The organism is Microcystis sp. M_OC_Ca_00000000_C217Col (genome assembly GCF_007095585.1).
Classification (GTDB): domain Bacteria; phylum Cyanobacteriota; class Cyanobacteriia; order Cyanobacteriales; family Microcystaceae; genus Microcystis; species Microcystis panniformis.
Map to the genome: position 1 here is coordinate 1 of NZ_SFBV01000040.1, position 21,232 is coordinate 21,232.

A 21,232-nucleotide genomic window follows, 5' to 3' on the forward strand; every position below is an offset into this window, starting at 1 on the left:
GGAAAAAACAATTAGGAGACAACCATCCCGATACCGCAGGAAGTCTCAACAATTTGGCAGCACTTTACAAGTCTCAAGGAAGATACAGCGAAGCCGAACCCCTCTACAAACAAGCTTTAACTATCAGGAAACAACAATTAGGAGACAACCATCCCGATACCGCAGGAAGTCTCAACAATTTGGCTGCACTTTACAACTCTCAAGGAAGATACAGCGAAGCCGAACCCCTCTTAAAAGAAGCCTTAGCTATCAGGAAAAAACAATTAGGAGACAACCATCCCGATACCGCAGGAAGTCTCAACAATTTGGCAGCACTGTCTCAACAATTTGGCAGCACTTTACCAGTCTCAAGATGATATTCCTCAAGCCATTAATTATCTCAGCCAAGGACTTGCAGTAGAAGAATACAACCTCTCAGAAAATCTAAAAATGGGGGATGACAAGCAAAAACAAGATTATATGGCAAAGGTTTTAGGGACGACTAATGGGGTGATTTCCCTCAATCTTCAAGCTGCACCCAATAACCCAGAAGTAACCCGTCTCGCCTTGAAAACTATCTTAGAACGCAAAGGACGAATTTTAGATGTTTCAACCAATAGCTTACAAATTCTCCGACAACGTACTGATGACCTCGAAAGTCAACAATTATTGACTCAACTGATTGAAGTTCGGACTCAACTATCTAATCTGACTTTTAAAAAGCCTGAAGATATTAAAAACCCAGAAATTTACCGTCAACAAATTAACGAAGTTACCGAAAAAGCAAAAGAAATAGAGGGTAAAATCGGTGTTCGTAGTGCCGAATTTCGTAGCCTATCCCAACCCATTACCCTGGAAGGGATTCAAAAACTAATTCCTGCTGATGCTGCTTTAGTTGAAATAGTCCGCTATCGACCTGTTAATCCTAAAGCACCTGAAAATCAACGCTTTGGCATTCCTCGTTATGCTGTTTATATTCTCTATCCCAATGGTGACATCAAAGCCAAGGATTTAGGGGAAGCTAAACCGATTGAGGACAAATTAATTTACTTTCGTGACAATCTTGCAGACGCAGAAACTCCTCTCCCTCAACTGCAAAAATCAGCGCGTCAACTTGATGAGACATTGATGCAGCCTATCCGTCAATTATTAGGCAATACTAAAACAATTCTGCTTTCTCCTGATGCTGGACTTAATTTAATTCCTTTTGAAGCTTTAGTAGATGAAAATAATCAATACTTAGTGGAAAATTATCATATTACCTATCTCACTTCTGGACGGGATTTATTGCGCCTTAAAGATAAATTTGCCAGTCAACAATCTCCGCTTATTGTAGCTGATCCTTTCTACGGTAAAGCAGGGGAAAAAGTCGCTCTCACTCGTTCCATCGACCTGTCTGAGTTTACTTTTCCCGGTCTTCCGGGTACAGAACAAGAAGCTAAAGCGATTAAAAATATCTTACCTCAAGCCACTGTTTTAACGGGTTCTCAAGCCACAGAAAACGCCGTCAAACAAGTGAAAAAACCGAATATTCTCCACATCGCTACTCATGGTTTTTTTAAACCAGAAAGCAATGTGATTGAGAATCCTTTATTGCGTTCTGGGTTAGTTTTAGCAGGAGTTACAATCGGTCAAAGTGCAGGAGATGATGGGGTTTTAACTGCTTTAGAAACTACCAATTTAAACTTAGTCGGAACCAAATTAGTTGTGCTTTCCGCTTGCGATACGGGGAAAGGAGATATTAAAATCGGTCAGGGAGTTTATGGATTGCGCCGCGCTTTAGTTATTGCGGGAAGTGAAAGCCAATTAATTAGCCTTTGGAAAGTATCTGATGATGCGACTAAAGATTTAATGGTCGCCTATTATGGACGCTTACAAAAAGGAGAAGGACGCAGTGAAGCTTTACGACAAATTCAATTAGGAATGCTCAAGGGTGAGAAGCAAAAACATCCTTTTTATTGGGCAAGTTTTATTCCTTCTGGTGATGCAACTTCGATGCAATTTGACTGATTAAGGGTTAGGAGTTAAACTTAGTGGCTCTTCTCGACTTTGTGTGATAATTTTTGCTTATAGAATCGTGAAATATTTACCTAGAAAGACTTTGAGGACTATTTTGCTGAAGAAACTATCAGTATAGACCCCGTTTCCACACTTATTGGTATCACAAACAATTACTAGGAGAGTCACACAATGGCAACATTTACAGAAAACGACCTCAAAGAATTAAAAGACTTTATTGTAGGACAATTCAAAGAAGTTAATGACAAAATAGACAAGTCATCTGAACAACTTAATGGCAAAATAGACAGATTATCTGAACAACTTAATAGCAAAATAGACAAGCTATCTGAAGAAGTGAATAACTTAAGAGTTGACATAGCAAATATTAAAGGAGAATTAACAGGCGTGAATAAACGACTAGATAACTTGGAATTTACTAATCGAACCATCTTTGTTGCCATTGTTACTGCACTAATGGCAGGATCAGTTAAGTTATTTTTCCCAAATTGGCTCTTCTAGGTTCTGTGTGATAAGTTTAACTTACAATATGATCGATCGATCTTTGTGTCCTTTGTGTCTTTGTGGTTCGTTCCACCCCCTCGCTAGGAAGAATGTATCTTAGAATACATTTTACCCACCAAATCCAAGAGAGCCTCCTAGCCTCCGTTTTGATCCCGTCGCCCGCGCCAACCAACTGGCAAACGACGCTAAAAAGGGAAAATAAAGTCAAAAGTACAATCTGGGAGAGTTTTGGAGTATGAGACTTTATAGCGCTAAAGCGCAACTACGAACCTACTTTTGCCAGAGATCTAATGTTCTGACTTCTGATATATTGATCTTATCTGAAGGAGAAATGAGAAAAAATGAACCCAAAAATTGACCAGACTCAAGCTGGTAGTAACTTTGACAAAATTTGCGATCGAGTCATTTCTACTCGTCAACCAATAGAAATTACACGGGAAGGTGGTGAAAGCATTTCCTTGATTCTTACAGCAGAACTCAATAGCTTGATAGAAACTGCTTATTTATTCAGTTCTCATGAAAATGCAGTACGCCTCCTAGATGCACTACAACGTGCCAAAGCCAGAACGAATCAGCCTCAAACTTTAGAAAACTTATGCCAGGAGTTAGGTATTGACAAAGAAGAAAAAGTCTCAGCCTAAGCCAGAACGCGAACTCGTTTTTGATATAAGGTTTCTAGAAGACCTCAGATATTGGGTAGAAACTGAGAGAAAAATTGCCCTTCGTCTGTTATCTTTAGTTGAAGAAATTCGACGCAATCCTTTTGAAGGAACGGGCAAACCTGAACCCTTAAAATATCAAGATGCCAATGTTTGGTCTCGCCGCCTTACCCAATCTGATCGTATTGTTTATCTGGTTAGTCACGATCGGATAGAATTTTTGCAAGGTCGTTATCATTATAGCGATCGCTAAGTACCTAGACAAACTAAAACGCCAACCCCATGCTCAAAATAGAAATCACCGATACCTCCATCACCCTCATCCAACTCCTCCATGAAGTTGAAAAAGGACAAGACATCATTATTTTCCGAGAAGGTCAACTCATTGCCCAACTCTCGCCCCCGCTAAATTCCCGCCACCCTCTAAGTTCCCACCAGGCTTTGCGATCCCAACATCAACCCTCCGCGATCCAAAGCCTTGACATCCTGCAACAATTACGCCAAGAAGCACACTATTGATTTACCTAGACACCAGCTTTTTAGCTCCATTTTATTATGAAGGAACTCACACTCATCTCTCATCACTCCGGCTCCCTCAAACCTCTAATCGAAGGCGCAATCGCTGAAGCCCTACGTTCCACTGAAGCGGGTATCCAGCGTACCGAACAACGACTGCGAGAATTTGAGGACAAATATCAACTGTCCACAGCAGAATTTCTGCATCGCTACGAAAACGACGAATTTCAGGAAACCCTGGAACTTGACGAATGGATTGGCGAATTGCGAATGCTACAATGCCTACAGGAAAAAGCAGAAAGACTCAGAGGAATTGAATTTATTAATTGAAGATTATTTTCAACAGATTCAAACAATTATCGCAACCTGTTCAGTAGTAAAATTTTTTACGCTAGATTGTGAAAAACGCGATAGTTATGAAGGATTTATTCGAGCCGAAATTAAATTCATTGATAATTCAGTTCTGCATATTCGAGAGTTTGTCAATATCGAAACAATTATTAATCGTAATATGTACGCTTATCAGTATATGAATACCATGAATACCTTAATTTTCCGTTATGATAATACTCCACATCATAAAAAGCTGAACCTCCCAACCTATCCCCATCACAAACATGACAGCAGTGAAGAAAATGTAATCTCGTCCGCTGCTCCAACGCTCTTAGAAGTTCTTCAGGAAATTACCGCCAGAATCAGGATTTTTCTATGAATGAACTAAAAGGAATCAGTATCAATAAACTGATTGAATATCTTTCCACCAACACTTTAGCCGAATTTGATGCCTATACTAGATTTAAGGAAATGGCAGCTAATGGCAACCCAGAAGAAGGATTGAAAATCTTGGCTAAATTTGATAAGTAGGTAGGCGTTAAAAGTTGTCAGATGCCCCCCTTATTAAGGGGGGATTAAGGGGGGACTAAGGGGGGATCAGCACCCCCCTTATCAAGGGGGGATTAAGGGGGGACTAAGGGGGGATCGGCACCCCCCTTATCAAGGGGGGCAGGGGGGATCAAACCTAAAATCCATTTTTAATTTAATTATAACCAGCTACTTAATTAATATACAGTATAAAGCATTAATTATCATCAAAAAATCACCAAACTAGAAGCGTAGGTGAAGGGATTTATGGATTGCGCCGCGCTTTAGTTATTGCGGGAAGTGAAAGCCAATTAATTAGCCTTTGGAAAGTTTCTGATGATGCGACTAAAGATTTAATGGTCGCCTATTATGGACGCTTACAAAAAGGAGAAGGACGCAGTGAAGCTTTACGACAAATTCAACTAGGAATGCTCAAGGGTGAGAAGCAAAAACATCCTTTTTATTGGGCAAGTTTTATTCCTTCTGGTGATGCAACTTCGATGACATTTGACTGAGTAAGGGTTAGGAGTTAAACTTAGTAGTAAAATTATTGGTAAGTACCTAAGCAAAATTAATTACACATCCAAACCGTCAGCAGTTACTCCGTCAGCTTTTTGCTGTGATCAGTAAACAGTGAACTAAAAACTAAAATCTGATCCCGTCTCCTGTCTCCTGTCTCCTGTCTCCTGTCTCCTGTCTCCTGTCTCGACTGGGAAATTAATTTTGCACGACTACTTATCACAAACAATTACTAGGAGAGTCACACAATGGCAACATTTACAGAAAACGACCTCAAAGAATTAAAAGACTTTATTTTAGGACAATTCAAAGAAGTTAATAGCAAAATAGACAAGCTATCTGAAGAAGTGAATAACTTAAGAGTTGACCTAGCAAATGTTAAAGGAGAATTAACAGGTGTGAATAAACGCCTAGATAACTTGGAATTTACTAATCGAACCATCTTTGTTGCTATTGTTACTGCACTAATGGCAGGATTGGTTAAGTTATTTTTCCCAAATTTTCCTATAAAGAAAAGAAAACGGGTTTTTTGAAAAAACCCGTTTTCTGAAATCGAATTCAAAATAGGAAATAGCGCTGGGCCATGGGTAAAACCGTAGCCGGTTCACAGATTAATAATTCCCCGTCAGCACGCACTTCGTAGGTTTCGGGATTAACTTCCATGCGCGGTAAAGCGTCATTAAGCTTCATACTAGCCTTACTGATATTGCGCGTATTCGACACAGCCACGGCGGTTTTTTTCAGCTTTAACTTCTCAGGAATGCCCGCTTTCATAGCATATTTAGAAACAAATGTCAAGGAAGTTTTGGCGATCGCACCACCAAAAGAGGCAAACATGGGACGCATATAAACCGGTTGGGGTGTGGGAATACTGGCATTAGCGTCGCCCATTTGCGCCCAGGCGATTAAACCGCCTTTCAGGACAATTTCCGGTTTTACGCCAAAAAATGCCGGTTTCCAGAGAACCAAGTCGGCTAATTTGCCCACCTCGATGGAACCGACATAATCGGAGACACCATGGGTAATAGCAGGATTAATCGTATATTTAGCAATATATCGTCTTGCCCGCAGATTATCATTCTCTCCCGTTTCCCCGGTCAGTCTGCCCCGTTGTACCCGCATTTTGTGGGCAGTTTGCCAAGTGCGGATAATTACTTCCCCCACCCGTCCCATCGCTTGAGAATCGGAGGAAATGATGCTAAAAGCCCCTAAATCGTGGAGAATATCCTCGGCGGCAATAGTCTCTCGGCGGATGCGGGATTCAGCAAAGGCCACATCTTCGGGAATACTCCGGTCTAGATGATGACAAACCATCAACATATCGAGGTGTTCCTCTAAGGTATTCGTCGTATAGGGACGGGTGGGATTAGTAGAGGAGGGTAAAACGTTCATTTCCCCGCAAACCCTGATAATATCGGGAGCATGACCACCGCCGGCCCCTTCCGTGTGGTAGGTGTGAATGACGCGATTTTTAAAAGCGGCGATAGTGGCCTCAACAAAACCGGCCTCATTGAGAGTATCGGTATGAATCGCCACCTGCACATCGTACTTATCGGCCACGCTTAAACAGGTATCAATGGCTGCCGGAGTGGTTCCCCAATCTTCATGGAGTTTTAAGCCAATTACCCCCGCTTTTACCTGTTCCGCTAGTCCTTCCGGCTGACTGCTATTGCCTTTACCCAAAAAACCCAAATTCATCGGGAAAGCTTCGGCGGCCTCTAGCATTCGATAGATGTTCCACTCCCCCGGGGTGCAGGTGGTGGCATTAGTTCCCGTCGCAGGTCCGGTCCCGCCACCAATCATTGTGGTAATCCCCGACGCAATCGCTGTCTCAATTTGTTGGGGACAGATAAAATGAATATGGGCATCAATCCCCCCTGCTGTCAAAATCATCCCTTCCCCGGCTAATGCCTCGGTAGCAGGACCGATAATAATATCAACATTATCTTGAATGTGGGGATTGCCGGCTTTACCGATTTTATAAATTTTGCCGTCTTTAATGCCCACATCGGCTTTAACGATGCCCCACCAGTCGAGAATTAGGGCATTAGTAATCACCAAATCCACCGCCCCATCTTCCCTAGAAATGGGGGATTGGCCCATACCATCGCGAATTACTTTACCGCCGCCGAATTTTACCTCATCGCCGTAGGTGGTGAAATCTTTTTCTACTTCGATAAATAATTCCGTGTCTGCTAGGCGAACTTTATCTCCGACGGTGGGGCCGTAGGTTTCTGCATAGGTGCGGCGATCGATGCGATAATTCATAGGGGGAATTCTTGAAAATCGACATTGATCATACGATCGATTTTCCAGCAATTATCGCTTTTTAGGGATTTTCTTCCATTTTTAATCCGGCTCGTTTTCGAGGATTTCTTTGGCTTTCAGTAAAGCTTGGCGATGTTCTTCGGTGACGGTGGGATATTTTAAACCAAGGGATTCTAGGGTGTGATAAATAACCGCCCCCACAGCTAAACGGGTAAACCATTTGCGATCAGCCGGGATAATATACCAAGGAGCCCATTCAGTACTGGTATGATTGAATACCTCCTCGTAGGCTTTCATGTAATCACCCCAAAAAGCTCTTTCTTTGACATCATTTTCAGAAAACTTCCAGTTTTTTTCAGGGCGATCAATTCTTTCCAAAAATCGTTTTTTCTGTTCTCCTTTAGAAACATTGAGAAAGAATTTCAGGACAATAACCCCATTGTTAACCAGATATTTTTCAAAATTATTAATCTCCTCAAAACGTCGCTGCCAAACTTTCTTGGTTCTGTCTTCTGGGGGGAGTTTTTGCCGTTCCAATAAATTTTGATGGACGCGCACGACTAATAATTCTTCGTAGTAGGAACGATTAAAAATACCGATACGACCTCGCTCCGGTAAGGCTTTATAATATCGCCAGAGATAATCGTGATCTAGTTCTTCGGCCGAGGGTACTTTAAAGCTAAATACCTGACAGCCTTGGGGATTTAAGCCGGACATAACGTGCCTGATTGTACCATCTTTACCCGCCGCATCCATGGCTTGCAGATTAATTAACAGGGCATAGGTATCCTGGGCATAAAGTTTATCTTGAAACTCGGCCATTTTTTCGATCCCCTGTTGCAGCAGCAGCGTGGCATCTTCTTTGGTAATGTAGTCTGGCTTAAACCCAGGATCGTAGTCTTTGTGTAGAGAAATTTCTTTACCCGGTGGCACGATTAAGGATTGTAAAAACGCTTGGCGATCAATTTTGCTGACCATGCTCTTCTCCTTGATTGTTTTGACCCTTAAGATTACATTGTAGCACTTTTGCTCGGAAAATATCTAACTCTTGAACCGGCGAGTCAAGGATGAACTGGCAGAAATGACCTAGAAACAAGTATATTTAAATATTCGATTTTAGCTACTCCTCATCTGACGAGAAAGTAAAGAATAATTTTTAGGCGATCGCAAATTCGGTAAACTGACGCACTTCGGGAGGTTGAAAAGCTAAAACTATCTCACTGCTGGGAATTCCTAAGCGCATTAATTCCGTGGCGATACCTGCTTCTGTCCAATCTTCTTCAATATAAATTTTGTCATTTTTTAGACGAAGATAAACGGAAATTGCTTTAATTCGTTTGCCATTTTTCCAGCCAATATTAAACCAAAGATATTGGTTTCTATCATCGTCAAATATCAATATTTCTTCTAGGTCTTGATCGGGTACTTGTGAGGAAATTTCTGCATATTCTATGAGAATTTTCTTGATTATATTTTGATAACAATTTAGTTTATCCATTGAACTATTCCCTCCTGATTAGTGTCAACAATTAACAATAAAATTTGATACTTTTGCAAGATTATTTGTATGGCAGCTTGAGCGAAAAACTTTTCATAAATTTCTTGTCCGATTAAAAAAATAAAGAAATTAATACATACAAGATATTTATTACAATTTCAACAATTAATCTCGAAAATTGTCCGAACCACAGGTAAGACATGTACCATCATCAGGATCTATGACATTACCCAGACAATCTTCAGCTGTGCAATCTTCCCGCAATACTTCATAAGATTCATTACATACAAGGCAATAAATAGTGTTGCTAGTTGGTTCATTAGGTATTAGTTGAGCTAATCTTGGAATCTGTTCGTCTTCGTAATCTTCCCTAAAACCACTATAACAACTAGGACAGAAATAACGTCTTATTTTTTTATTAAAATTATAATATTTATTATTTCCTGAAGGTGTTAATAAATCAATTACAAGGTTTATTTCTAAAGCCAGCCAATTATATAATTCTCTGGTTTCAGAGCTATATAGAACAGATTCAGGTTCATTTTGAATGAATTGTCCTCGAATTTTTATCCACGAGTTTGGCTCTATCAAATAATGACAAATTTCTAGAATTTCAACAAACAGATCTTTAATTTTTATATATAATTCAGGATCTACAGTGTGCATAATTATATTTCGCTTGCTTCTCAAATCTTCAAATCTTTGTCGAAAGTTATCTGGTAATCGACCAGTCGATACGGTATTATAAACTTTGACTAAATCCTGTGCATCAATTGTTTTAAATTCACTAAAACGGATATTGCGCTCATGAGATTTACTGGGATAATTACTCGGATATCCTGAAATTAGTAAATACGGGCTAACTGTAGCAATATTACCTTTTAAGAGAAATTCGGTTCCTTGTTGAATAAGGGAAAGGGCTGTACTCAATGGACGTTGTGCTTGTTTCCAATATTGCTCAGATGACAATTGATCGATTACTTCTTCATTCTCATCGCTATAATACACATTATAAAAATATTCCGCATTCTTAAGTTTTGTAGATAAACTTATCAGCGTATCCCAAGCCAGATTTAAAAAATCAATGCCAGCGGATTTAAAATCATCTCCAGTCGGTACATCTATAATCATAATTTTTCGTACTCACTTTTATCATTTCATTTAAGGCGATTTATTGGTAAATGAGATTGTGTGGCTTTTCATCCCGCTCAAAATGATAGCGAACTTTTTTATTGTGTGGCTTGTACCCGAACTAAACTTGACTATACTTTGTGAGCCTCCGCATAAATCCGTAAAGCGGCGGACATTTTTTGTTCACAATCCTCGCCCTGTGATTGAAACCAAGCTAGGGTTTCGGGATCTACTTGAACAAGAACATTTACTTTCTCTACAGGTTTCCACCACCGCGATTTACTAAAAAACTCCTCGGTTAAGGGCGGAATATCGGATGTGTCGATTTCCTCTTCCGTAAGAGCGTCAACTTTCTCCCAATTCGTCTCGGAGGTATTGTTCATATCGTTTTCGTTCATAGGGTAAAGCTTTACGAAGTGAAATAATACGAATTGTATCTCTACTCGGTTCTGTAAAAACGACAACTACCACTCGGCCATCGAGCGTACCGATTCCTATCAATCGATCTTCGCCATAATTTTCTCGTTCGTCAAGGGAAACTCGAATGGGATGTTCAAATATCCGCTGCGCGTCCGCGAAGTCTAGATCGTGCTTGATGATATTCGCTCGGTTCTTTTGTCGATCCCACTCGAATTTCATATTTTTATTTTATCGAGTTGTCATTCCGTATATCGAAAAAAATCCTATAATTGTCGAAAATTCGATCGTTAGAGGGGTCATCTTGATCGAAATCAAAAGAAATCTTTCGCCTCGATCGAAATGACCCATAACCGGTCAACTAACTCAAAACACCAGAAGGAATCCCTAAGATATCCTCAATTTTAGGTAAATCTTCTAGGGGAATTACCCGGCCTTCATCCTCAAAACCAGCGATTTCATTAAAGTTCAAATAGCGGTATAAATCGCCAGCAAAAGGATTAATTTTCTCGGTGACAATTGCCAGGTATTCCTCGACGGTGGGAATGCGTCCCAGCAGCGCACAAACCGCCGCTAATTCGGCGGAACCGAGATAGACTCGCGCATCTTTTCCCATGCGATTATTGAAGTTACGAGTCGAGGTAGAAAATACCGTCGCTCTGTCTTCAACCCGCGCTTGATTACCCATACAAAGGGAACATCCCGGCATCTCGGTACGCGCCCCAGAAGCGGCAAAAATGCCATACATTCCCTCATCGCGCAATTGTTTTTCATCCATGCGGGTGGGGGGACAAATCCACAGTTTAGCCTTAGCAACTCCTGCTCCTTCTAATATCTTAGCAGCGGCGCGATAATGACCGATATTAGTCATACAAGAACCGATGAACACCTCATCAATTGTATCCCCGGCGCATTCCGACATTAACTTGATATTATCGGGGTCATTGGGTGCGGCAACAATTGGTTCTTTAATCTCGTTTAAGTTGACGGTGATAATATCCGCATATTCGGCATCCTTATCCGCCTCCATCAGAACGGGATTAGCTAACCATTGTTCCATTTTTGCTACCCGACGTAGGATAGTTTTGGCATCACTATAACCCCGGGCCGCCATATTTTTTAACAGGGCCACATTAGAGCGTAAATATTCCGCCACTGTCTCGGTACTTAACTTAATCGTACAACCAGCACAGGAACGTTCCGCCGTGGCATCGGTTAACTCAAAAGCCTGTTCTAATTTCAAATCCGGCAGCCCTTCCATCTCCATAATGCGACCGTTAAAAACATTTTTTTTGTTCTGTTTTTCCACGGTTAATTTACCCTCTTGGATGGCAACGTAGGGAATAGCATTAACAATATCGCGCAGAGTTACACCGGGTTGTAATTCCCCCGTAAAACGCACTAAAACCGATTCTGGCATATCCAAAGGCATTACTCCCAAAGCGGCGGCAAATGCCACTAAACCCGACCCCGCAGGAAAGGAAATTCCCAGGGGAAAACGAGTATGAGAATCGCCTCCAGTCCCCACCGTATCCGGCAATAACATCCGATTTAACCAGGAGTGAATAATGCCATCTCCCGGACGTAAAGCCACCCCACCCCGGGTAGAGAAAAAGTCCGGTAATTGGTGATGAGTTTGAATATCAACCGGTTTGGGATAGGCTGCCGTGTGACAGAAACTCTGCATGACTAAATCGGCGCTAAAACCTAAACAGGCTAACTCTTTTAACTCGTCTCTGGTCATCGGGCCGGTGGTATCCTGAGACCCTACCGTGGTCATAATTGGGTCACAGGAAGTACCCGGCCGCACTCCGGGTAAACCGCAAGCTTTGCCGACCATTTTTTGCGCTAGGGTGTAACCTTTACCGGTGTCATTAGGCATAGTGGGACGAGTAAATAGGGTACTAGCCTCAAGTCCCAAGGCGTGACGGGTTTTATCCGTGAGACTGCGACCGATTAATAGGGGAATACGACCGCCGGCGCGCACTTCATCCAGAATTGTCTCAGGTTTGAGGCTAAAGGTGCTAATAGTTGCGCCCGCTTCGTTGGTGATTTTGCCTTCGTAGGGATAGATTTTAATCACATCCCCCGTGTTCATTTGGCTAACATCGCATTCAATCGGTAAAGCGCCGGAATCTTCAGCAGTATTAAAGAAGATAGGGGCGATTTTACTGCCTAAAATATAGCCACCAGCACGTTTATTAGGTACAAAGGGAATATCATCGCCAATATGCCAGAGAACCGAGTTAATTGCCGATTTTCGGCTGGAACCAGTCCCAACCACATCCCCCACATAGGCGACCGGATGACCTAATTTTTTCAATTCGGCAATGGTTTCTAGGGACCCGGGTTGACGGGTTTCTAACATTACCAAAGCATGGAGGGGAATATCGGGCCGGGTGGTGGCATGGGGAGCGGGAGATAGGTCATCTGTATTGGTTTCTCCGGGTACTTTGAAGACGGTGACGGTAATTTCTTTAGCAAGTTTCGGTTTAGCGATAAACCAAGCGCCATTGGCCCAAGCATCGATAACCTGTTTAGCATAGGGATTGGTGTCGGATAATTCCAAAACCTCGTTAAATGCGTCGAATACTAGCAGGGTTTTACTTAAAGCGCTGGCAGCAGCGGCGGCGATATTAATATCTCTGGATTTCAGCAGTTCAATCAGAGAATGAACGTTATAACCACCGACCATGGTTCCCAGTAAGCTAACCGCACCCTGAGCGGAGATAACGCTAGATTTTATTTCACCTTTGGCAATTCCTGTTAAAAATCCCGCTTTAACGTAGGCCGCTTCATCAACTCCGGGGGGAACACGGTCACGCAGCAGGGTCAGCAATTCTCCCTTGAGTTCTTCGGACGGATTTTTGAGTATTTCGCATAATTCCGCCGTTTGTTGAGCATTGAGGGGAAGGGGAGGGATACCTAATTTCGCTCGGTCGGCAACGTGCTGATGATACGCTTCTAACATAGGTCGATTTTCTCCTAGTCTTCACTTGTGACGGTTTCTTCCTAGGTTAATGGATTTTTGCTAGTCTCGGAATTTCTCGGTTAGCGAGACATGACTTTATTGTGCGATTTCCATAAAATGAGAAAATAGCGATCGATTGACTATATTAAGGCGTAGATAATGGCTATCACCGATTCTGATCTAGATTTAGCACAATATATCGACCATTCTCTCCTCATCCCCACCGCCACCCGTGAACAATTAGAGGCTTACTGTCAACAGGCCGAACAATATCGTTTTCCCACCGTCTGCGTTTATCCCGCTGCCGTTAAGCAAGCTGTGCAGTTACTCCACGGCAAAAAAACTTTAGTTTCTACCGTGATTGGTTTTCCCGCAGGGGCCACTACCTCCGCAGTTAAACGTTATGAGGCTTTAGAAGCTGTAGATAATGGTGCCAAGGAGTTAGATGTGGTTATTAATCTCGGTTGGCTAAAAGATGGGAAATCTGAGCAATTATTCCAAGAAATTGCTAGTATTTGTCAGGAAGCTGGCCAGACGGTAAAAGCGATTCTGGAAACCTCGCAACTGACGGACACCGAGAAACGTTTAGCGGCGGAAATTTGCATGGATGCAGGAGTCAGTTATCTAAAAACCAGTACCGGCTGGTTTGGAGGAGCAACGGTTAGCGATGTCAAGTTTCTCAAGGAAATTAGCAAAGGCCGGGTAGGAATTAAAGCATCCGGCGGAATTCGCACCCTAGAACAAGCACTCGCTCTTATCCAGGCCGGGGCCACTCGTCTGGGAACTTCCCGCGGTGTCGATTTAGTCCGTCAGCAAAAAGCTGCTTTTGAGGAGTAATACTAAATCCTGTTTAAAAGGTATAGGAAAGTGGGGTAGTGGGGTAGTGGGGTGTGGGGTGTGGGGTGTAGGGTGTGGGGTGTAGGGTGTGGGGTGTGGGGTGTGGGGTGTAGGGTAGTGGGGTAGTGGGGTAGTGGGGTAGTGGGGAGAATAAATAAAAAATAATCTCCTGTCTCCTGTCTCCTGTCTCCTGAATCCTGTCTCCTGAATCCTGTCTCCTGAATCCTGTCTCCTGAATCCTGACAGCTAAAATGATGGCTGACATTCAATAAAAATAAGGGGGTTTATTTGCCGATAATTCGCTGTGGTAATCGAGAATTTAGAGATATTCAAGGGATTGTTTTTGATAAGGACGGTACGCTAGAGGATTCGCGAGCTTTCTGGTACGATCGAGCTATAGCCCGGGTACAAGCCATTGAATCGCAAATCCCTGGTTTAGAGTCTTTATTAACTAAAACTTTCGGTATTGGGGCAAATAGTCTCAATCCTGCTGGTTTAATGGCAGTGGGCAGCCGCAGAGATAATCATATCGTCGCTGCCGGTTGTATTGCTTCCACCGGCCGGGATTGGTTAACGGCCATGGCGATCGCAAAAGCGGCCTTCCAAGCGGCCGATGAAAAGGTTCCCCCCCGCTTAAATCCCCTCTATCCCCAATGTTTAGAAGTAATTCGTTATCTGCACGCGGCCGGTTTACAATTGGCGATTCTTTCCTCCGATACCACAGCACGAGTTGAGCAATTTGTCAAGGAAAATCACCTATTAAATTATATTAAAATTGTTCGGGGATGCGATCGAGGTTTAAGTAAACCCGATCCCCTATTATTGCAAGAAACCTGTCAAGCTTTGGGGACCGCAGTGGACAAAACCCTGATGGTAGGGGACACTAAGGCCGATTGGGAAATGGCTAAACAGGCAAAATCAGCAGCAGCGATCGCAATTAGTTGGCAACCGGAAAACCATCAAGATTTACAATTAGCTGATGTGGTCATTAGAGAACTTACTGCCATCTCGGTTATCAGTTATCAGTTATGATTTTAGCTGTTAGGAGACAGGATTCAGGATTCAGGATTCAGGATTCAGGAGTCAGGAGATTATTTTTTATTTATTCTCCCCACACCCCACACCCTACACCCTACACCCTACACCCCACACCCCACACCCTACACCCCACACCCCACACCCCACTCCCCCACTTCCCAATTCATAATTCCCTCTATGCTAACAATTGCCTTACCGAAGGGTGCTTTACTAAACGAAAGTATCCAAATATTTCAGAAAATTGGCTTAGATTTTAGTGCCTTTCTTGACTCAAAAAATCGCCAATTACAGATTACCGACCCTACTAACCAAGCGAAAGCGTTATTAGTCAGAGCAACAGATGTACCAGTTTATGTAGAATACGGTCAGGCACAATTAGGCATCGCTGGTTATGATATTTTATTGGAAAAATCTCCCGATGTGGCTAATTTAATTGACCTAAAATTTGGTTATTGTCGGATGTCAGTAGCTGTCCCTGCTGATAGTCCCTATCAAAGTCCTCTAGACATTCCCCATCACGGTAAAGTTGCCTCAAAATTTGTCAATTGTGCTAAGGATTATTTTCGTCGTTTAGATATTCCCGTCGAGATTATACCTCTCTATGGTTCCGTAGAATTAGGCCCGATTACGGGGATGTCAGAAGCGATAGTTGACCTAGTGTCCACCGGTCGAACTTTACGCGAAAATGGTTTAGTAGAAATTGACGAATTATTTGCTAGTAGCGCTCGATTAATCGCCCATCCTCTAAGCTATAGACTAAATCGCGATCAGATTTATAACTGGGTAGAAAAGCTCAGTTTAACGAATCAGCACCCCCCTTATTAAGCGGGTATCAAGGGGGGATCAGCGCCCCCCTTATTAAGGGGGGATCAAGGGGGGATCAGCACCCCCCTTATTAAGGGGGAATTAAGGGTAGGGTTGATTCATGAATCAACCCTACCTTGAATCAACCCTAGGGATAAAGGGGGGATAAAAGGCAAAATCTATTTAATTAGAACCATTTACTTATTTCCCCCTAACCTAATTGTTTTAAGAGCAAACCAATAAGCGCACCAGCAAGAATTAACCAAGTAGAATTAACCTGAAAACGTAGTAAAAGAATAGCAGAAATAAGAGATAGAATGATAGCCAATAAATTAAAAGGTAAATTCCCGTAGGGTTGTAACCAAGTAGCTAGAGCTAAATTAAAAATTACCGCTACCATTAAAGCCACGGCACTAGCATTAATTGCATCTAAAAAAGCACCCGCCCAAACCGATTCTCTCAGCTTAGGAATAAGAGGATTAAGTAATAAAACAAAGATAAAAGAAGGAAAGAAAATCGCTAGAGTCGCCACAATTGCCCCCGATACTCCTAATATTTGATAACCGATAAAAGTGGCTGTGGATAACACCGGACCGGGGGTAAATTGACCCACAGCAATAGCATCTAATAATTGTTGCTGGGTTAACCATCCTCTCCCCTGCACTAAATCCCCTTCTAAAAAGGCAACTAACACATAACCACTACCAAATAAAACACTACCCACCTTGAGAAAAAATAGCCCTAATCCTGTTAATGTCGGTGGGATATTGCTAGGAGTAGCAACCGCCGTCGCACCGCCTATTCCTGCCACAATCAGGGGAAAAGTAGCGAATTTTTTTAGGATAAACATCCCGATAATTCCGCCTAACAGTAAAGCGATAATTTCATTTAAACCTAAGATTAATAATCCGATAACTCCCAATCCGATGAACAGTAATTGACGGGTTTTCAGTGCCTTTTTGCCTAAGCGCCAGAGTGCCTGAAAAATCACCGCAATTACTACCGGTTTAATCCCCGCAAAAATCGGAGCCACATCGGGTAAAGTCCCGTAGGTGGTATAAATCCAAGCTAGAAAACCCGTAATTAACACCGCAGGAGTAATAAAACAAACCCCCGTGATTATTAAACCCGCTAAACCACCAAAAATATAACCGATATGAATAGCCATTTCCGTGGAATTAGGACCGGGAATCAGATTAGTTGCCCCCACCAAATCGAGAAATCGCTCCTTAGTCATCCAACCACGACGCTTAACCACTTCTTCCTCCATTAAAGCGATATGGGCAGCCGGACCACCAAAACCGATAATGCCGATTTTGAGAAATAAAAGGGCAAGTTGCGAGAGATTGGGAGGCGATGAAGTCAGCATTTTCTGATTACCAATAGTTTTTCTAGAATCAAGTTTATATCCAAAAGAATAAGCCTAAGTTAAATTATTAAGTAAGTAGTTATAGTTAAATTGAAGATAGATTTTGGGTTCGATCCCCCCTTAATCCCCCCTTAATAAGGGGGGTGCCGATCCCCCCTTAATCCCCCCTTGATAAGGGGGGTGTCTGACAACTTTTAACACCTACCTACTTAGCTAGATTTCGTCAATTCCAAAATTCCATAATTGCAAAAGCTTTTTACTCAAACTCAATTATAAGTATTTAATGCTCCCGTTCAAGTAAATTTGATACAAAAAAAGTTAAGAAAACTTTATAAATAATATTGATTAATTTGTTTATAATGAACCCCATTAATACCCACTGAAACCCATCAGCACCCCCCTTATTAAGGGGGGCAAGGGGGGATCAAACCTTACTAAGGTTAGTCAACAAACCATAGACAATAATCAATTATCACAATCGATGCTAATCTATGCAAAAAAAACTCTATGGACAGCCTACCGCCTAACACTAACCAGTTTTCAGATACCCAAGAGCCAGCAGCGAGTCCATCTCAGCGCCAAGCAGTGCCGGTCAATTATGAGTACAGCCTCAATCTGCCGGAATTACTCAACCAGCTTGACCTCTCGGTGTTGATTTCCACCTACCAAGCGGGACGAGTGGCCAGCATTGGCACTTATCAAGGACAAATGCGGGTGAGTTTCGCCCATTTTGACCAAGCGATGGGTTTAACCCGAACCGCTACCGGAATTGCGGTAGGCGCTCGTCAGGCAATTTGGCATTTACCCGCTAATCGAGAGATTGCCCCCCAGATTAAACCGGAAGGAGAACAGGATATCGCTTTTTTAGCTCGTTCTTCTCACCTCACCGGCCCGATTATGGGTCATGATTTGGCCTTTGGCAGTAATCGCCTTTGGGTGGTCAATACCCTGTTTAACTGTCTGGCAACCATCGAAGGAAATTGGAGTTTTCTCCCCCAGTGGAAACCGCCCTTTATTACCGAGTTAGTCCCCGGAGACCGCTGCCACCTCAATGGCTTGGCTATGGCTGAAAATAGCGGCACTCCCGTATATGTAACGGCATTGGGGGAAACCAACGAGGAAAGCCTCTGGCGAGAGAATAAAGCTCAAGGCGGATGCTTAATTGATGTGCCGAGGGGAGAGGTGATTCTGCGGGGTTTAGCTATGCCCCATTCTCCCCGTCTTTACCAGGGTAATCTCTATTTTCTCAATTCCGGTTATGGAACCTTGAACCGTTGGCATCCCCAAACTGGTAGCACGGAAATCGTGGCGGAATTGCCCGGTTTTACCCGGGGTTTGGACTGTTGGGAAGGTCACGCCTTTGTCGGGTTGTCCCAAATCCGAGAAACGGCGATTTTTGGCGGTTTACCCCTGGATGAGCGGCGTAATCAATTGCGGTGCGGGTTGGCTATTGTCAATCTAGCTACCAGTCAACTGGTGGCGACTTTTTGGTTCAATAGCGGCGTGGAGGAGGTTTTCGCTGTCACTCTGCTGCCGGGCTACCGCAACCCGGCGCTAATTGGACCGGATACCGACCTCGATGGCACTCAATCGGTGTGGATGGTGCCTTCTTTAGGGGCTTAATTTTGTAATTTTCAGCCTTTATTCAGGAAAAAACCATGTCAACTCCTTAAAATGACTAACCCTACTATCTTAGAAGAGCTACTAAAATGAGCAGTTACCGCTAATTCTCTCGCGGAATTTAAGCAGTCTTTGGCAAAAATCAATATCTAGAAAACGGGTTTCTTCAAGAAACCCGTTTTCTGGGTAAGAAACCCGTTTTCTGGACTTATGGCGAATCACCTGAATCAGTGAACAGTTGTTAGCCTTTTGGTAACTGATTCAGGTAATTGCATTTGCGTCTCTTGGTTATAATTCACAAACAGGCTATAATGTTAGTAAAACAACGTTAATCTCTAAGGTTTATCAATGACTCAAATATTGATCGAAATTCCCGACGAATTAATATCTCGTTTGCAAGAACAAAAATCCTCGGTTCAAGAGATTGTTATCAAAGCTTTGGAAAATTATGTTCAAGCTGAATTACCAGATATTACCAAGACTCGTACTTGGGAACTTTGTGGAAGTTTAGAAATTGTCCAACCTGAGCCTAAATATATTATCGGACAAGATAATCGGGGTCAAGTTGTAACTAACTACGCTGAAAACATCGATGAAATTATTTATTAAAAATTGTGGACAAAGAAATTATTGTTGATACTTCTGCTTTAATTGCCTTTTTTGTCAAATCTGAAACTCATCACGAAAGCGCTCAAAAATATTACTTAGAAAATCCTCATAATAAGTAGTCGTGCAAAATTAATTTCCTAGTGAAGATAGGCAAGAGGCAAGGGGCAAGAGGCAAGAGGTGGTTAGATATGTGTAATTAATTTTGCTTAGGTACTTAATTGGATTATTCTCGAATCGGTATTCGATGAAACTGTGACTTGGATTCGGAGCAAGGTATCTAGTCGAGCCTCAATTCAAGTGGGTCAAATACTAAGAGAAGATCATCGTTATATCAATGTGTCAGATAGCGATGATCTGGCAATATGGGAAGCTTTCTGTAAGTACAATGATAAAAAATGGAGTTACACAGATTGTTCTATTTTAGTTATGGCTCATCGTTTACAAATATTTAAGGTATTCGCTTTTGATGATCATATTCGTCAAATGGCAGGATTAGGAATTGTTTGTGTCCCATAAACTAATAAAAATACAATTTATGAACGTCGTTCAGATTGCATATCTTGCAACAACCCACGAAACTGAGAAAATGGGTTTCTCAAAGAAACTATTTAGAAAACGGGTTTCTTAAAGAAACCCGTTTTCTGTAAATTTTTGTTATATCCCCCTTGAAAAATTGGCGATTGTTTGCACAAAATAGTCGAAGTCATCCTTTACAGTCAGCGTCATGACTTCTACCCTGTTGCCGAGCCTTTCTGCTATTGACGATGTTTTGTTCAATTTTGCTCAATCTAATGGCTTGAGTCAAGTTAATCAGGTGGATAGTGTGAGAAATCAGGGTTTAACCGCACCCGAATTAAATACTGTAGTTTTCCTCGATGCTGGTGTTACCGATTATCAAAGTCTCCAAGCTGGGGTAATCCCTGGAGTCGCCACGGTTATTCTCTCTCCCAAGGAAGACGGAATCGAACAAATCTCCGCTTTTTTACGACAAAATCCCCAGATTAGCACCATTCACCTCGTTTCTCATGGTGCGCCTGGATGCTTATATTGAGGGAATTGTCAACTCAATTTAACAAATATTTACGATTACCGCCAACAGTTACAGAATTGGGCAAAGATTAATCGTATTCTACTTTACGGTTGTCAGGTTGCGGCGGGAGATGCGGGGACAGAGTTTATTAATAAATTGTCCCAAATTACTGGGGCAAAAATAGCGGCTTCCAGCGGACGGGTAGGAAATGCCGCCTTAGGAGGAAGTTGGGAGTTAGAGGTGAGTTTACCCGCGACAAAGGGAGAGAATCAAACTTTTGTTGAAACATTAGCTAAGATGTAGATGTAGGTTGCTCTCATGGGAAGTTTGGTGACGACAAGTAGCATTGATGATATTTATGGGGAATAATGAATCTAGAGGATCGCCTAACTTTCTGATTGACAGCGACTCGCCATGAACCAAACAACCGCCAATTATGATGAACCCTGGAAAGAAGCATTAACCGAGTATTTTGAAGCGTTTTTATACTTCTTTTTTCCTGAAGTTCACCAATTAATTGATTGGACAAAAATTCCCGAATCCCTAGAAAAAGAACTCAAACGGATTACCGCTTCCTCTAAAA

At 42.3% G+C, this 21,232-nt stretch carries 24 protein-coding genes and 3 pseudogenes; 18 read left to right on the plus strand and 9 right to left on the minus strand.

The features are described 5' to 3' along the window. The 11 genes and pseudogenes from EWV66_RS24305 to EWV66_RS02370 form a co-directional block, all read left to right on the plus strand. Positions 1-356: tetratricopeptide repeat protein (locus EWV66_RS24305; RefSeq protein WP_502706142.1), on the plus strand; the 356-nt coding region annotated here is incomplete at its 5' end. Beyond that, positions 328-1,989 (plus strand): CHAT domain-containing protein, encoded by a 1,662-nt coding sequence (locus tag EWV66_RS02325; RefSeq protein WP_502706143.1) that lies wholly within the window; start codon positions 328-330, stop codon positions 1,987-1,989. The genes EWV66_RS24305 and EWV66_RS02325, both read left to right, overlap by 29 nt. 180 nt (positions 1,990-2,169) lie before the next feature. Beyond that, positions 2,170-2,499 carry an LPP leucine zipper domain-containing protein gene (locus EWV66_RS02330; RefSeq protein ID WP_052276325.1) on the plus strand — a complete coding sequence of 110 codons (330 nt, stop codon included), beginning with the start codon at positions 2,170-2,172 and terminating at the stop codon, positions 2,497-2,499. Positions 2,500-2,843: 344 nt separating this feature from the next. Further along, positions 2,844-3,143 carry a type II toxin-antitoxin system Phd/YefM family antitoxin gene (locus EWV66_RS02335; RefSeq protein ID WP_002761387.1) on the plus strand — a complete coding sequence of 100 codons (300 nt, stop codon included), beginning with the start codon at positions 2,844-2,846 and terminating at the stop codon, positions 3,141-3,143. Then, entirely contained in the window at positions 3,115-3,414 is a 300-nt protein-coding gene (locus EWV66_RS02340; protein ID WP_002761386.1) for a Txe/YoeB family addiction module toxin, read from the plus strand. Before EWV66_RS02335 ends, EWV66_RS02340 begins: the two co-directional genes overlap by 29 nt. Positions 3,415-3,443: 29 nt before the next feature. After that, positions 3,444-3,680 (plus strand): hypothetical protein, encoded by a 237-nt coding sequence (locus tag EWV66_RS02345; protein ID WP_043999266.1) that lies wholly within the window; start codon positions 3,444-3,446, stop codon positions 3,678-3,680. 36 nt (positions 3,681-3,716) lie between these two features. Then, the gene (locus tag EWV66_RS02350) at positions 3,717-4,007 is read left to right on the plus strand and encodes a hypothetical protein (protein WP_052276326.1); all 291 of its coding nucleotides are present in this window, start codon (positions 3,717-3,719) and stop codon (positions 4,005-4,007) included. Further along, positions 3,991-4,389: a toxin-antitoxin system TumE family protein gene (locus EWV66_RS02355; RefSeq protein ID WP_287108858.1), complete on the plus strand. Its 399-nt coding sequence runs from the start codon at positions 3,991-3,993 to the stop codon at positions 4,387-4,389. Before EWV66_RS02350 ends, EWV66_RS02355 begins: the two co-directional genes overlap by 17 nt. Then, entirely contained in the window at positions 4,386-4,541 is a 156-nt protein-coding gene (locus tag EWV66_RS02360; RefSeq protein ID WP_271955554.1) for a DNA-binding protein, read from the plus strand. Before EWV66_RS02355 ends, EWV66_RS02360 begins: the two co-directional genes overlap by 4 nt. A gap of 254 nt (positions 4,542-4,795) precedes the next feature. Continuing rightward, positions 4,796-5,053: pseudogene (locus tag EWV66_RS02365) on the plus strand (CHAT domain-containing protein); the annotation flags it as partial. A gap of 252 nt (positions 5,054-5,305) precedes the next feature. Next, on the plus strand, positions 5,306-5,590 hold the full coding sequence (locus EWV66_RS02370; RefSeq protein ID WP_052276328.1) for an LPP leucine zipper domain-containing protein: 285 nt from the start codon (positions 5,306-5,308) through the stop codon (positions 5,588-5,590). A 25-nt stretch (positions 5,591-5,615) separates the two neighbouring features. On the opposite strand, the gene ureC is transcribed toward EWV66_RS02370, so the two are convergent. The 8 genes from ureC to acnB all read right to left on the minus strand — a co-directional run bounded on the left by ureC (position 5,616) and on the right by acnB (position 13,342). Continuing rightward, on the minus strand, positions 5,616-7,325 hold the full coding sequence (ureC, locus tag EWV66_RS02375) for an urease subunit alpha (RefSeq protein ID WP_002735350.1): 1,710 nt from the start codon (positions 7,323-7,325) through the stop codon (positions 5,616-5,618). 81 nt (positions 7,326-7,406) lie between these two features. Then, on the minus strand, positions 7,407-8,303 hold the full coding sequence (locus tag EWV66_RS02380; protein WP_046661511.1) for a polyphosphate kinase 2 family protein: 897 nt from the start codon (positions 8,301-8,303) through the stop codon (positions 7,407-7,409). Between the two features lie 178 nt (positions 8,304-8,481). Next, the gene (locus EWV66_RS02385) at positions 8,482-8,823 is read right to left on the minus strand and encodes a XisI protein (protein ID WP_052276329.1); all 342 of its coding nucleotides are present in this window, start codon (positions 8,821-8,823) and stop codon (positions 8,482-8,484) included. Continuing rightward, positions 8,811-8,957 (minus strand): element excision factor XisH family protein, encoded by a 147-nt coding sequence (locus EWV66_RS02390; protein WP_110980738.1) that lies wholly within the window; start codon positions 8,955-8,957, stop codon positions 8,811-8,813. Before EWV66_RS02390 ends, EWV66_RS02385 begins: the two co-directional genes overlap by 13 nt. Before the next feature lie 31 nt (positions 8,958-8,988). After that, entirely contained in the window at positions 8,989-9,954 is a 966-nt protein-coding gene (locus tag EWV66_RS02395) for a hypothetical protein (protein WP_287108864.1), read from the minus strand. Between the two features lie 131 nt (positions 9,955-10,085). Next, a complete protein-coding gene (locus EWV66_RS02400; RefSeq protein WP_002746336.1) occupies positions 10,086-10,352 on the minus strand; it encodes a BrnA antitoxin family protein in 267 nt (88 codons plus the stop codon). Further along, the gene (locus tag EWV66_RS02405) at positions 10,300-10,593 is read right to left on the minus strand and encodes a BrnT family toxin (protein WP_002735016.1); all 294 of its coding nucleotides are present in this window, start codon (positions 10,591-10,593) and stop codon (positions 10,300-10,302) included. Before EWV66_RS02405 ends, EWV66_RS02400 begins: the two co-directional genes overlap by 53 nt. Positions 10,594-10,732: 139 nt before the next feature. Further along, positions 10,733-13,342 carry a bifunctional aconitate hydratase 2/2-methylisocitrate dehydratase gene (gene acnB, locus EWV66_RS02410; RefSeq protein WP_287108866.1) on the minus strand — a complete coding sequence of 870 codons (2,610 nt, stop codon included), beginning with the start codon at positions 13,340-13,342 and terminating at the stop codon, positions 10,733-10,735. 159 nt (positions 13,343-13,501) lie between these two features. Here acnB and deoC point away from each other — a divergent pair, with 159 nt between their 5' ends. The 3 genes from deoC (at position 13,502) to hisG (ending at position 16,042) form a co-directional block, all read left to right on the plus strand. Further along, positions 13,502-14,179: a deoxyribose-phosphate aldolase gene (gene deoC / locus EWV66_RS02415; RefSeq protein ID WP_052276331.1), complete on the plus strand. Its 678-nt coding sequence runs from the start codon at positions 13,502-13,504 to the stop codon at positions 14,177-14,179. Positions 14,180-14,467: 288 nt separating this feature from the next. Then, positions 14,468-15,211: an HAD family hydrolase gene (locus EWV66_RS02420; protein ID WP_287108869.1), complete on the plus strand. Its 744-nt coding sequence runs from the start codon at positions 14,468-14,470 to the stop codon at positions 15,209-15,211. Between the two features lie 183 nt (positions 15,212-15,394). Beyond that, positions 15,395-16,042 (plus strand): ATP phosphoribosyltransferase, encoded by a 648-nt coding sequence (hisG, locus tag EWV66_RS02425; protein ID WP_002761364.1) that lies wholly within the window; start codon positions 15,395-15,397, stop codon positions 16,040-16,042. A 190-nt stretch (positions 16,043-16,232) separates the two neighbouring features. On the opposite strand, the gene chrA is transcribed toward hisG, so the two are convergent. Continuing rightward, the gene (chrA, locus tag EWV66_RS02430) at positions 16,233-17,390 is read right to left on the minus strand and encodes a chromate efflux transporter (RefSeq protein WP_287108870.1); all 1,158 of its coding nucleotides are present in this window, start codon (positions 17,388-17,390) and stop codon (positions 16,233-16,235) included. A 507-nt stretch (positions 17,391-17,897) separates the two neighbouring features. Between chrA and EWV66_RS02435 the strand changes: the two genes are divergently transcribed. From EWV66_RS02435 to EWV66_RS02450, 4 genes and pseudogenes are all read left to right on the plus strand, one after another. Further along, entirely contained in the window at positions 17,898-19,013 is a 1,116-nt protein-coding gene (locus EWV66_RS02435; RefSeq protein ID WP_052276334.1) for a TIGR03032 family protein, read from the plus strand. Between the two features lie 345 nt (positions 19,014-19,358). Further along, entirely contained in the window at positions 19,359-19,619 is a 261-nt protein-coding gene (locus tag EWV66_RS02440; RefSeq protein ID WP_002733873.1) for a hypothetical protein, read from the plus strand. Positions 19,620-19,835: 216 nt separating this feature from the next. Beyond that, positions 19,836-20,135 (plus strand): annotated as a pseudogene (locus EWV66_RS02445) (type II toxin-antitoxin system VapC family toxin); the annotation flags it as partial. A 208-nt stretch (positions 20,136-20,343) separates the two neighbouring features. Continuing rightward, positions 20,344-20,952: pseudogene (locus tag EWV66_RS02450) on the plus strand (DUF4347 domain-containing protein). The last annotated feature ends 280 nt before the right edge of the window (positions 20,953-21,232 follow it).

Excerpts from the sequence above, each read along its gene's own strand:
- EWV66_RS02330 (WP_052276325.1), top strand. The coding sequence starts at position 2,170 with ATGGCAACATTTACAGAAAACGACCTCAAAGAATTAAAAGACTTTATT.
- EWV66_RS02335 (WP_002761387.1), top strand. The coding sequence starts at position 2,844 with ATGAACCCAAAAATTGACCAGACTCAAGCTGGTAGTAACTTTGACAAA.
- EWV66_RS02345 (WP_043999266.1), top strand. The coding sequence starts at position 3,444 with ATGCTCAAAATAGAAATCACCGATACCTCCATCACCCTCATCCAACTC.
- EWV66_RS02350 (WP_052276326.1), top strand. The coding sequence starts at position 3,717 with ATGAAGGAACTCACACTCATCTCTCATCACTCCGGCTCCCTCAAACCT.
- EWV66_RS02360 (WP_271955554.1), top strand. The coding sequence starts at position 4,386 with ATGAATGAACTAAAAGGAATCAGTATCAATAAACTGATTGAATATCTT.
- EWV66_RS02370 (WP_052276328.1), top strand. The coding sequence starts at position 5,306 with ATGGCAACATTTACAGAAAACGACCTCAAAGAATTAAAAGACTTTATT.
- ureC (WP_002735350.1), bottom strand. The coding sequence starts at position 7,325 with ATGAATTATCGCATCGATCGCCGCACCTATGCAGAAACCTACGGCCCC.
- EWV66_RS02380 (WP_046661511.1), bottom strand. The coding sequence starts at position 8,303 with ATGGTCAGCAAAATTGATCGCCAAGCGTTTTTACAATCCTTAATCGTG.
- EWV66_RS02385 (WP_052276329.1), bottom strand. The coding sequence starts at position 8,823 with ATGGATAAACTAAATTGTTATCAAAATATAATCAAGAAAATTCTCATA.
- EWV66_RS02395 (WP_287108864.1), bottom strand. The coding sequence starts at position 9,954 with ATGATTATAGATGTACCGACTGGAGATGATTTTAAATCCGCTGGCATT.
- EWV66_RS02400 (WP_002746336.1), bottom strand. The coding sequence starts at position 10,352 with ATGAACGAAAACGATATGAACAATACCTCCGAGACGAATTGGGAGAAA.
- EWV66_RS02405 (WP_002735016.1), bottom strand. The coding sequence starts at position 10,593 with ATGAAATTCGAGTGGGATCGACAAAAGAACCGAGCGAATATCATCAAG.
- acnB (WP_287108866.1), bottom strand. The coding sequence starts at position 13,342 with ATGTTAGAAGCGTATCATCAGCACGTTGCCGACCGAGCGAAATTAGGT.
- deoC (WP_052276331.1), top strand. The coding sequence starts at position 13,502 with ATGGCTATCACCGATTCTGATCTAGATTTAGCACAATATATCGACCAT.
- hisG (WP_002761364.1), top strand. The coding sequence starts at position 15,395 with ATGCTAACAATTGCCTTACCGAAGGGTGCTTTACTAAACGAAAGTATC.
- chrA (WP_287108870.1), bottom strand. The coding sequence starts at position 17,390 with ATGCTGACTTCATCGCCTCCCAATCTCTCGCAACTTGCCCTTTTATTT.
- EWV66_RS02435 (WP_052276334.1), top strand. The coding sequence starts at position 17,898 with ATGGACAGCCTACCGCCTAACACTAACCAGTTTTCAGATACCCAAGAG.
- EWV66_RS02440 (WP_002733873.1), top strand. The coding sequence starts at position 19,359 with ATGACTCAAATATTGATCGAAATTCCCGACGAATTAATATCTCGTTTG.